We start from the raw sequence: 11,351 nt of genomic DNA on the forward strand, positions 1-11,351 counted from the left end.
AGCAATTCAACGGATTGTTTGGCCAGGTCCTGCGACCGAGTCTGGGTCAGGCGCCCCGTTTGGGCTCCTGGACGCCAACCATGCCTGAACCCCCCAGCCAGTTCATCCGCGGTCTCAAGGTGCTCTACGTGGAGGACGACCCCGCCGCGCGGGCCGCCTTCGGCGCCTTCCTCAAGCGCCGCTTCGGGAAGGTCATCCTGGCCCGGGACGGGGCCGAGGGGCTGGAGGCCTTCCGGTCGGCCCCGGTGGACCTGGTGATCACCGACGTCCAGATGCCCCGCATGGGCGGCCTGGCCCTGGTGGAGGAGATCCGCGCCCTGGCCCCGGGGGTGCAGGTGGCCCTGACGACGGCCTTCGAGGAGGTGGACGTCCTGGTGCGGGCCATCGAGCTCGGGGTGGACCATTTCCTCCTCAAACCCTTGAAGCAGGAGGCCGTCGAGGCGGTGCTCCTCAAGGCCGCCAAGCGCATCTGGGCCGACAGCCTCGCCCGCCAGCGGGCCGAGGCGGAGCGGGACGCCGCCGCCCTGCGGCGCACCGCCGTCCTGGGCACCCTCTTCCAGGGGGTGGCCCACGACTTCAACAACCTGCTCCAGGCGATCCTCAGCGCCGTGGACCTGGCCCTGCTCCACCTGGAGCCGGACAGCGAGGTCCGGGCCATCCTCGAGCGCAGCCTCGACCACACGGAGCAGGCGCGGGCCCTGGGCCGCCGCTTCGTCCTCCTCGCCAACCCCGCCGGGCGCAGGGTTCCGCTCCCGGACCTGGACGCCGTGATCCAGGAGGGCGTCCGCAAGGGCCTGGGCGCGCGCCCGGTCGAAGCCGCCTGGGGCCTGCCGGCGCGCATGCCCCCCGTCCAGGCCGACCGGGCGCAGCTGGTGCGGGTCTTCCAGAACCTGGCGGAGAACGCCGGCGAGGCCATGCCCGGGGGCGGGCGCCTCGCGGTGGCCGCCGACCTGTGGGATCCCCCCGCCAGCGAGGCCCCCGCGGGCCAGACCGGCCCCTTCGTGCGGATCCGCTTCCGGGACAGCGGGCCGGGGGTCCGCCCCGAGCACCTCCCCTTCCTCTTCACCCCCTACTTCACCACCAAGCCCCGGGGGAAGCGCCGGGGCACGGGCCTGGGCCTGACCGTGGCGGAGTCCATCGTCCGCAGCCACGGCGGCCAGATCCGGGCCTGCCCCTCGGACGCCGGGGCCTGCTTCGAGGTGCTGCTGCCCGCCGGGCCCCTGCCCCCCGCCCACGCCTGATCGAGCGGGGGTCCGGCCTCAGGCGTAGCCCTCGATGGCCTGGCCCAGCTCCTGGAGGTTGAAGGGCTTGGGCAGCAGGGTGACGTAGGGGTGGGCCGCCACCAGGTCCAGGGCGGTCTGGTCGGCGCGTCCCGTCGCCAGGAGCACCGGGAGGGTGGGATGGTCCCGGCGGATGCGCGCCAGGGTGGCGCCCCCGTCCAGGTCCGGCATGTTCATGTCCAGGATCACCAGGTCGGGCACGGGCCCCCGGGCCAGGCGCGCGAGGCCCTCCGCGCCGCTGGAGGCCGTCTCCACCCGGTGGCCGAGGCTCTCCACCAGGGCCGGGATGGAGCTGAGGATCAGCTCGTCGTCGTCCACGAGGAGGATGGACCGGGCCCGGGCCGGCCCCCCGGCCTCCGCCGCCCGGGGGCCCGGCGCGGGCGCCGCCGTTCCGGCCAGGGGCAGGCGGATCCGCACCCGGGTGCCCTCGCCAGGCGCGCTCGCGAGCTCCAGGTCCCCCCGGTGGTTCTTCACGGTGCCGTAGACGATGGCGAGGCCGAGCCCGGTGCCCTTGCCCTGGGGCTTGGTCGTGTAGAAGGGGTCCAGCGCCTTCTCGAGCACCTCGGGCGGCATCCCGGTGCCCGTGTCGGCCACCTCCAGCCGGACCCGCTCCCCCTCGCGCCGCGTGGACAGGGCGAGGGTCCCGCCCCCGGGCATGGCGTCCACGGCGTTCACGCACAGGTTCATGAGGCAGTGGGCCAGGGCGCCGGGGTCGCCGTTCACCACGAGGGGCTCCGGCGCCAGGTCCAGCACCAGGCGCACCCGGCCGAGGGTGGTGCGCTCCAGGAGCGCGGCCTCCTCCCGCACGAGGCCGTTCAGGTCCAGGAGGCGGTTCTCGGCGAGGTTCTGCCGCGCGAATCCCAGCAGGCCCTTGACGAGGTTTCCGCCCCGCTGGCAGGCGCGGATGACGGTCTCCATGTCCCGGCGGACCCGGGAGCCCTCGGGGGCCTGCAGCTGGTGCACCATGGCCAGGGCCTGGACGGCCCCGAGCACGTTGTTGATGTCGTGGGCCACCCCCCCGGCCAGGCTGCCGAGGCTGTCCATCTTCTGGGCCTGCGCCACCTGACTTGCCAGCCTCACCCGCTCCGCGTCCGCGGCCAGGTGATCCAGGCCGAAGGAGAGGGTGGCGCCCACCTCCTCCAGCAGGCCCACCTCCTCGGGATGGAAATCCTTGGGCTCCCCCCCGAAGAGCAGGAGGGCCCCGGCCTCGCCGCTCCCCTCGCGGAGGGGCACCACCGCGAAGCTCCGCAGGCCGAGGCTCCGGGCCGGTTCCCGCCAGGGCCCCGTGCGCGGATCCTCGTGGAAATCCCTGCAGACCTCCACGCGCCCGTTCCGGATCGCGGTGGCCGTGGGTCCCAGGGCCCCGCTGGCGTCCGGGCCCAGGCGCACGGTCACCTCCCGGATGGCGGCCACGGCCTCGCCGTACCCCGCAAGGGGTTCCAGGAACACGCCCGCGGCGTCCTGCCAGAGCACCCAGGCCACGCGGTAGCCCCCGGATTCGACCAGGATCCGGCAGGCGTCCTGGAAGAGCTCCTCCCGGGTGGCGACCCGGACGAGGCAGCGCCCCAGGTGGCTGAGCACGCCGTAGAGGGCGTTGAGGCGCGCCAGGTCCCGCTCCCGGGCGAGGCGTTCGGTGATGTCCTCGAACACCGTGGCGAACTGGCCCGGCTTGGGACTGACGGCGGTGACGCGGAAGTCCTTGGCCATGGGCTCGAAGCGCACCTCGAAGGAGGCGGGGACCCCGCCGTCGGCGACGCGCGCGTAGGTCTCCAGGAAGGGTGCGACGGGGCCTCCATAGACGTCGCTGGCCAGGCGGCCCCGCACGGCCTGCCGCGCCAGGCCCGTGTGACGCTCGAAGGCGGGGTTCACGTCCAGGATCCGGTAGTCCACCGACCGCCCACCGGCGTCCCGCGCCAGCTCATGGAGGGCCACGCCCTCCGTCAGGCTTTCGAAGAGGGCCCGGAAGCGCGATTCGCTCTCGCGCAGCGCCTTCTCCGCGGTGCGGCGGGCGGTGATGTCGCGCATGAGGGACAGGGCGCCCACGATGGCGCCCGACCCGTCCCGCAGGGCCACGCTGCGGTCCACCGCCCACCCCGAGGTCCCGGAGGCGTCCACGTGCCAGGGGAATTCCAGCGGCGCGACGGCCTCGCCCCCCAGCACCCGCCGGATGCGGTCCCGGAACCCCACGTCCTCGAGGCGCGGCAGGGCGTCCAGGAGGGGGCGGCCCAGGATGCAGGCTTCCGGCAGGCCCGTCATGGCGGCCATGTAGGCGTTCCACACCCGGACCCGGAGGCCGGGGTCCGTCACGACGATGCCTTCCTCCGCGGAGCGGATGATCGACTCATTCAGTTCCTGGACGTCCCGCAGCTCGGCCTCGAGGCGAAGCCGCTCGGTCACATCCTCGAAGATGCCCAGGATCCCCGCCGGGCGCCCCTCGGCGCCCGCCAGGGGCACCTTGGTCGTCTCCACCCAGCGGGTGGACCCATCGACCCGGCGGACGGGTTCGACGCGGCGGCGCCAGGGCACCCGGCCCTCCAGGACCTCGCGGTCGTCGGCCATGTAGGCCTCCGCGTGCTCCGGGGGCCAGGGCAGCTCCCGGTCCGTCCGGCCCACCAGGGCCGCCTCGTCCAGCCCCACGTACGAGGCGAACACCCGGTTGCACCCCTGGTAGCGCCCCTCCGGGTCCTTCCAGAACACCGCCTGGGGGATCGTGTCCAGGATGGGGCCCAGGGCCTGGCCGCCTTCCGGGCGCCGGGCCGGGGGCGCCGGCTCCGGCGCGGGGTCAGCGGACTGGGGCGGGTCTGGGGTCATGGGCCACCGCTGGGGGGAGGAGACGCCCGATTGTATCCCCATCGGGCCCGCCGCACGCCCTGGCCAATGATCGTTCGTCCCTTCCGGCCCCCGGTGTAGACTCGGTACCAACCAGCCCTTTGAGGTGAACCATGAAGTGGGCCGCCCTCCTGCTCGCACTCCTCGCGCCCCTGGCGCTTGCCGGCGGGACGCCGCCCCGGCAGTACCAGGATCCGACCCTGTCCCGGGACCGGATCGCCTTCGCCTACGCGGGCATGATCTGGACGGTGCCCCGGGCGGGGGGCGCGGCCCAGCGCCTGGTCCAGGCCCAGGGCCGGTGCAGCCATCCGGCCTTCTCTCCGGACGGCGCTTGGCTGGCCTTCACCAGCGTGGTGGACGGCAATGCGGACGTGTACGTGGTGCCGGCCGCCGGCGGCGAGCCCCGCCGCCTCACCTACCACCCGGGCCCGGATCTCGTGGCGGGCTGGACCCCCGACAGCCGGAAGGTCCTGTTCCATTCCCTGCGGGCCACCCCCCGGGACCTGGAGCGGCTCTTCACGATCCCCGTGACGGGTGGCCACCCGGAGGCCCTGCCCCTGCCCTCCGGTTCGGAGGGGAGCTACCAGGCCGATGGGTCCCACCTGGCCTACGTGCCCCATTCCCAGTGGCAGCCCGCCTGGAAGCGCTACCGGGGCGGCCAGACCACGCCCATCTGGATCGCCGACCTGGCGGATTCGTCCATCACGCGGGTGCCGCGCACCAACAGCAACGACCGCAACCCCATGTGGATCGGGGGGAAGGTCTACTTCCTCTCCGACCGGGAGGGGGCCGTCACCCTCTTCGCCTACGACCCCCAGGCCGGCACCGTGGCCCGGGTCCTGGACAACCCCGGCGGCTTCGACATCGTCTCCGCCTCGGCCGGTCCGGGCGCCATCGTCTACCACCAGTTCGGCGCCCTGAAGCTCCTGGATCTGGCCACGGGCCAGGCCCGCACCGTGCCCGTGGAGATCTCGGCCGACCTGCCCGAGACCCGCCCGCGCCTCGCGCGCATCGAGCCCGGCCAGATCCTCCATGCCTTCCCCTCCCCCAGCGGCAAGCGGGTGCTCGTGGAGGCCCGGGGCGAGATCCTTAGCGTCCCCGCCGAAAAGGGCGATGTGCGCAACCTGACGTCCAGCCCGGGCGTGGCCGACCGGGATCCGGCCTGGTCCCCCGACGGCAAGTGGGTGGCCTGGTTCTCGGACGAGGGCGGGGAATACGCCCTCCGCCTGCGGGCCCCCGACGGCCTCGGGCCGGTGCGCACCGTCAAGCTGGGTCAGCCCGCCTCCTTCTTCTACGGGCCCCGCTGGTCTCCCGACAGCCGCAAGCTCGCCTACACCGACAAGCGCATGAACCTCTGGGTGCTGGACCTGGAGAAGACCGAACCCGTCAAGGTGGACGCGGACCTCTTCGACGCCCCCGGCTGCCACCTGGACCCGGCCTGGTCCCCCGATAGCCGCTGGCTCGCCTACACCCGCCAGCTGCCCAACCACCTGCACGCCATCTTCGTGTACGGGCTGGAGGACCGGAAGCCCGTCCAGATCACCGACGGACGCAGCGACGCCTTCTCCCCCCGCTTCGACCGCAACGGCAAGCACCTCCACTTCCTGGCGGGCACGGGCACCGGCCTTGGCGCCGGCTGGCTCGACATGACCTCCATGGGCCGGGCCATCACCTCCAGCGCCTACGTGGCCGTGCTGCGCAAAGACCTGCCCTCCCCCCTGGCCCCCGAGAGCGACGAGGAGGGGGCCGCCAAGGAGGAGAAGCCCGAGGCCAAGGACAAGAAGGCCGCGGGCCCCGAGCCCGTGCGCATCGATTTCGACGGCCTGGACCAGCGCATCCTGGCCCTGCCCGTGCCCCGGGCCAACTACGTGGCCCTGGAGACGGGCGCCGAGGGCGTGGTGTTCCTCCTGGAGGCCAAGGTCGCCCTGGCCGACGAGGACTACGTGGAGGCCGAGCGCGGCTTCCCCGTCTCCGTCCACCGCTTCGACTTCAAGACCCGCAAGGCCGAGCCGTTCCTGCCCGCCGTGGACGCCCCGGAGACCACCAACGGCGGCACCCTCACCTTCATCCCCACCGCCGACGGTTCCAAGGTCCTCTACGCCAGCCAGTCCAAGTGGTTCCTCGTGGGCGCCGACAAGGCCCCCAAGCCCGGGGAGGGCGCCCTTCGGACCGACCTCCAGGTGTTCGTCGATCCCCCCAGGGAATGGCGGCAGATGTTCGACGAGGTCTGGCGCATCGAGCGCGACTTCCTCTACGATCCCGCCTTCCACGGCGTGGACCTCGCCCGGGCCAAGGCCCTGTACGAGCCCTTCCTGGAAGGCCTCGGGAGCCGGGAGGAGCTCAACGGCCTCTTCCGCGAGATGACCGGCCACCTCTGCCTGGGCCACACCTTCGTGAACGGCGGCGCCCTGCCCCGCCAGGACCGCGCCCCCGTGGGCCTCCTGGGCGCGGACTACGAGGTGGACGGCAACCGCTACCGCTTCAAGCGCATCCTCCAGGGCGAGAACTGGAACCCCCGGCTCCAGTCCCCCCTCACCCAGCCCGGCGTCAACGTCCGCGAGGGCGAGTACCTCCTGGCCGTGAACGGCCGCGATGTCACCGCGGCCCAGGAGGTCCACCAGGCCTTCCTGGGCGCCGCGGGCCGCCAGACCGTGCTCACCGTGGGCCCCAAGGCCGACGGCACCGGCGCGCGCCAGGTCACCGTGGTGCCCGTGGACTCGGAGGGCGCCCTGCGCCTGCGCACCTGGATGGAGGACAACCGCCGCCTCGTGGACCGCCTCACGGGCGGGCGCGTGGCCTACGTGTTCATCCCCGATACCTTCGCCGGCGGCTTCGCCAACTTCAACCGCTACTACTTCTCACAGGTGGACAAGCAGGCCGCGATCCTGGACGAGCGGTTCAACCACGGCGGCAGCATCGCCGACTTCATCGTCGACCAGCTCAAGAAGACCCCCGCCATGGTGAACGTCTCCCGCGAAGGCCGCGACGTGGTCGAGCCGGCCCAGGCCCTCTTCGGGCCCAAGGTCATGCTCATCAACCAGATGTCCGGTTCCGGCGGCGACGCCCTGCCCTGGCTCTTCCGCCGCGCCGGCGTGGGCCCCCTGGTGGGCACCCGCACCTGGGGCGGCCTGGTGGGCATCGGCGGCTATCCGTCCCTCCTGGACGGCGGCAGCGTCACCGCCCCCCGCTGGGGCCTCTTCGGCGTCGGCACCGGCTGGGACGTGGAGAACATCGGCGTCGCCCCCGACGTCGAGGTGGAGATGGACCCCGCCCTGGTCCGCCAGGGCCGCGAGCCCCAGCTGGAGCGGGCCGTGAAGCTCGTCCTCGAGATGCTGGAGAAGCAGCCCCCCCAGACCTTCCCCCACCCCCCCATCCCGGCCCACGCGGACACCCTGCCGAAGCCGTGAGGCCCGGCATCTCCTTGATGCGCAGGGTCTGGAGCGCACCGCCGTGGTGGACCTCGACGGTGCTGTCGGGACTCGTGTCATCCTTGGCGAATGCCTCGGGGCTGGGGAGAGGTTCACCCGATGGAGGCCGAGGGGCTCCAGGGAATGCAGCAGATCCGGGATCACCTGGCCAGCTGGGCAGAAGGCCATTGAGATCAGAGAGATTGAAGGCTCTTCTCCACCTCGGCCACTCGGTTTCCGGATAACCCTGCCTTCCGTGCGAAATCACCGAAAGCTTCAACCGACGCTGCCACGTCCCCAAGGATGCCCCTGGGGTTCCGCACTCCGAACCGTTCGGCGTCCAGCAGCAGGTCGTCCCGGGTGATGTCCTGGAACTTCCCGTTCACGGCCATCTGGTGCTGACAGGTCCAGTCCCCTTTGGGGTTATAGGCGTAGGTCAGATCATAGGCGGGGGCGAGTTCCCAGGCTCCTCCCCGACGCAGAAGGAAGGCCAGGTTCTTCGTGTGGTCATCGCAGTTCATGGCCATCACGTTGAAGGCCATCCGGCGGAACAACTCGTCGATGGCGTCCGAGTCCATCCCGAGCGCGGCCATGGCCATGAAGGCCTGAGCGTAGGTGTGGACGGCAACCTGCTTGAAGTCCATGTGCTCCATGGCGCACAAGGTCTGCACGTGGTGCTTCTCATCCCCGTCCCGGTCGAACCGACGTGTCATGAAATGGGCCCGCCCCCCCTCTTCAAGGAGCCTGCAATCCGCCATCCGGATGCCAGCGGCCCGGGCCATCAGATGGTAGGCGTATTCCAGCCTCCCGAAGCCCTTGCCTCCGCCGAGCGTCCGATCCGCGGCGACACCGTCGAATTTCAGGAGCCAATGCTCGAACCCCGGGTCCGCAGCGAATTGGCCACTGCGCATTTCACCTGTCACGGGGTTCCAGGCGACCACGGCCTTCGCGCGGGCGCCGCCCGCAGAGGTGCCCACGCTGATGATCCGATCCAGGGCGGCCTTCGCCGCTCCTTCCGTCGCGAGGGTGCCATGGACTGCCTTCCTTGCCGCTTCCACCAGGCCTTTCAGGTCCAAGGCTTCTTTGCTGTCCGTCCGGGTGCCCAAGGTCGGGCGAAATTCCAGGGCTCCCATGCCCCGCTTGGCCATGTAGGCCAGCCGGTCCAAAGGCGTCACGGATGCCACGGTGTGGCCCCGGCTCGTCATGTAGGCGTTGATGAGGGCGTTGCCGAAGTCGTCAGGCAGGGCGTCCGAGAGCAGGGCTGGAAGACGCTGGTAGGTCGCCTCCGGGAGGTTCGGGAAGATGTAGGGTCCCCTGTGGTTGCCAACCGGCATGGTCCGGGGGGCCAGTTCGACCCCTGTCCGTAGCCACTCGGGCGTGTAGGCGAATACGTAAAACCCCTGCTTGGGATCCAGGGCCACCGCTCCCACCATCTGGCCCCAAGCCCGGACCGCGATCGCCCGACTAGACATTCGGCTTCCTTCGCTTGTAAACCCTGCGGGGCATATCCTTGCGCTTGAGCAAGATGAGGGGGTCCACCGATGGCTCGGGCGGGACCATCGCGTCCAAACCCTCAAGGATGCCCAAGGCCTTCATGACCCGGAGCAAAGAATCGAGGCTGGATCCCGTGCCCTTCTCCAGGGCGCGTACGGTGCGATCAGATATCCCTGCCCGTTCGGCCAATTCCGTCTGCTCCAAGCGGCGACGCAGACGACAATTCTTGAGCCTTTCCCCCATTTCCCGGGCGAGCTCTGGAACGGACATAAAATCAAAATTCACAACCAGCGCCTTTCTTCCGGTTGAAACGCATCTTGGGGAAATAGCAGAAGAATATTTCCGACATTGAAAGTCTAGTCTGTTTAGCTTCATTGTCAATACCGGATATATTCTTCCGTTTGTTAATAAATTTAAAGGTAACCGGAGGAATGCTTCCGAAGGCGTGACGTCGAATTCAACGACCTGGCAAGCCTGGTTCTTGGGGGCCCTCAAGCTGCTAACGACAGCACCTTCCATCCCGTCGGCAATGGCGCTACCAGCCAAATCGTTTTGGGAAACGGCGAGCGGATGCTCTTCGACGGCCGTCACTGAGCGGCCGGCGGTGTGTGGGGAGCAGAACGGACGGCAGCAACTCGACGGTTGACATGGGAAATTCGCTCACGGGCTGCCCCCCTTCATGACGGCTCTGGGCCGGTTGGTTGTGAGCCTGTCGGGCGGAGGCTAGGGCCATCGCAGGGATGCGACCCGAGCGCCGACCCGGGCCCGGAAACCGGGGGGCCGGAGGAATCCGGCCCGTTGGCCTCTTTGATCAGATCACCCAGGCTCTGGGCTTCATGCGATCAATCCCAGGGGCCCGGGGGCAGCGCCCCCGGATGCCTGGGGGACCCGCGCGCTGGTTCCGTGACAGGCCAATACAGGATGGCTAGGCTGTGTTCGGAATCTATAGATTAGATAAATAGTTAACTTGTACTCATACGTAAAGGCTCGTACACCACGAATTTTCCTGGGGTAACGATGCCGAGAAGTTTCCTGACCGATGCCATGTGGGCAAAGCTTGAACCGCTCCTTCCGCCAGAGCGTGGAGGGATGGGGCGATCCCGTCACCCCAACCGTCCCATGGTGGAGGCGATCCTGTGGAGGCACAGGACTGGGGCGCCGTGGAGGGACCTGCCGGAGGAATTTGGACCTTGGACAAGCGTGTACACGCGATTTGAGGCCTGGACCAAGCGCGGCGTGTGGCAAAGGATCCTGGAGTTCCTGCGCAAGGAAGCCGACCTGGAGTGGGTCATGCTGGATGGCACCATCCTTCGCGCTCATCAACATTCAGCAGGCAAAAGGGGGGGCTCTGGAAGCCCATGAAAGCCGGTCTGCTGAAGGATTGCTGTGCGGTTGGCAGGCAGAGTACGGGTTCGGAGATCGGGCCTACGATGGGAACCCGGTATGGAAGGCGATCGAGGCCATGGGTGCGACAGCCGTCATCCCACCTCATCCCCGGCGCAAGAATCCGGCGGCCTGGGACTCACACCTATACAAGGCCCGCCATGCCATCGAGCATGGGTTCGCCAGGCTCAAACAGTTCAGGGCGCTGGCCACCAGGTTCGACAAAACGGCGCGAAGTTTCTCAGCCCAGGTGGCTTTGGCCTGCATCGTGATCTGGCTGAGGCTATGAGCGGAGGGTGACAAGCGTTCCGGATCCTCATTGATCCTATGAAACGCGGAGGCGCGGAGGATCTCGCAGAGGGTCGCGGAGGAAAGCGCTCCTGGAACCTGCCACCTCCCAATGACACGTCCCAACGGGAGGCGTGATGGGAAGGCATTGGGGAGAGGTCGACGGGGAGGATCATCCGCACAAGGAGATCACCCAGGCCATCATCGGTAAGGCCATCGAGATCCAGAAGGCTCTGGGGCACGGACTCCTGGAAGATCCCTACAAGGTCTGTCTGGCGCACTCCCTGAGACTGGCCGGCCATAAGGTGAAGCGGGAGGTTTTCCTGGATATCGAGTGGAGGGGGCTTGTGGTTGAGCGGGCCTACCGGCTGGATTTGCTGGTTGACGACCTCGTGGTCGTGGAGGCTAAGGCGGTCGAGAAACTGATGGATGCCCACTTCGCGCAACTGAACACCCAGCTGCGTTTCAGCGGAATGGAGGTCGGCCTGCTCCTCAATTTCCGTCAGTGGCCTTTCAAAGACGGTGGAATCAAGCGGGTGATACATCCAAGGGCTTGATCCTTTCTCCGCGAGCCTCAGCGAGATCCTCCGCGCCTCCGCGTTCCAATAGGATGCTGCGAATGCGCGGCGCCATCAGGCACTGCAGCACAGACTCACTATTCCAGCTCCTC

8 protein-coding genes are annotated in these 11,351 nt (G+C 69.3%); 5 read left to right on the forward strand and 3 right to left on the reverse strand.

Features of this window, described 5'->3' with window-relative positions:
- Positions 1 to 80 precede the first annotated feature (80 nt).
- The gene (locus R2J75_RS13105) at positions 81 to 1,241 is read left to right on the forward strand and encodes a sensor histidine kinase (protein ID WP_243333861.1); all 1,161 of its coding nucleotides are present in this window, start codon (positions 81 to 83) and stop codon (positions 1,239 to 1,241) included.
- 18 nt (positions 1,242 to 1,259) lie between these two features.
- Here R2J75_RS13105 and R2J75_RS13110 read toward each other — a convergent pair whose 3' ends face one another.
- Positions 1,260 to 4,091: a PAS domain-containing protein gene (locus R2J75_RS13110; protein WP_316410341.1), complete on the reverse strand. Its 2,832-nt coding sequence runs from the start codon at positions 4,089 to 4,091 to the stop codon at positions 1,260 to 1,262.
- Between the two features lie 131 nt (positions 4,092 to 4,222).
- Between R2J75_RS13110 and R2J75_RS13115 the strand changes: the two genes are divergently transcribed.
- On the forward strand, positions 4,223 to 7,516 hold the full coding sequence (locus tag R2J75_RS13115; RefSeq protein WP_316410342.1) for a S41 family peptidase: 3,294 nt from the start codon (positions 4,223 to 4,225) through the stop codon (positions 7,514 to 7,516).
- Positions 7,517 to 7,710: 194 nt separating this feature from the next.
- On the opposite strand, the gene R2J75_RS13120 is transcribed toward R2J75_RS13115, so the two are convergent.
- Both R2J75_RS13120 and R2J75_RS13125 read right to left on the reverse strand, forming a co-directional pair.
- A complete protein-coding gene (locus tag R2J75_RS13120; RefSeq protein ID WP_316410343.1) occupies positions 7,711 to 8,988 on the reverse strand; it encodes a type II toxin-antitoxin system HipA family toxin in 1,278 nt (425 codons plus the stop codon).
- On the reverse strand, positions 8,981 to 9,601 hold the full coding sequence (locus R2J75_RS13125) for a helix-turn-helix domain-containing protein (RefSeq protein WP_316410344.1): 621 nt from the start codon (positions 9,599 to 9,601) through the stop codon (positions 8,981 to 8,983). Before R2J75_RS13125 ends, R2J75_RS13120 begins: the two co-directional genes overlap by 8 nt.
- Positions 9,602 to 10,054: 453 nt before the next feature.
- Here R2J75_RS13125 and R2J75_RS19945 point away from each other — a divergent pair, with 453 nt between their 5' ends.
- From R2J75_RS19945 to R2J75_RS13135, 3 genes are all read left to right on the forward strand, one after another.
- Positions 10,055 to 10,372 (forward strand): IS5 family transposase, encoded by a 318-nt coding sequence (locus tag R2J75_RS19945; protein WP_394365917.1) that lies wholly within the window; start codon positions 10,055 to 10,057, stop codon positions 10,370 to 10,372.
- Positions 10,308 to 10,682 carry a transposase gene (locus tag R2J75_RS13130; protein WP_316410345.1) on the forward strand — a complete coding sequence of 125 codons (375 nt, stop codon included), beginning with the start codon at positions 10,308 to 10,310 and terminating at the stop codon, positions 10,680 to 10,682. Before R2J75_RS19945 ends, R2J75_RS13130 begins: the two co-directional genes overlap by 65 nt.
- 136 nt (positions 10,683 to 10,818) lie before the next feature.
- Positions 10,819 to 11,238, forward strand: coding sequence for a GxxExxY protein (locus R2J75_RS13135; protein WP_316410346.1), 420 nt, complete (start codon positions 10,819 to 10,821; stop codon positions 11,236 to 11,238).
- Positions 11,239 to 11,351 lie beyond the last annotated feature (113 nt).

Origin of the sequence: Mesoterricola sediminis (assembly GCF_030295425.1) — a bacterium.
GTDB lineage: Bacteria > Acidobacteriota > Holophagae > Holophagales > Holophagaceae > Mesoterricola > Mesoterricola sediminis.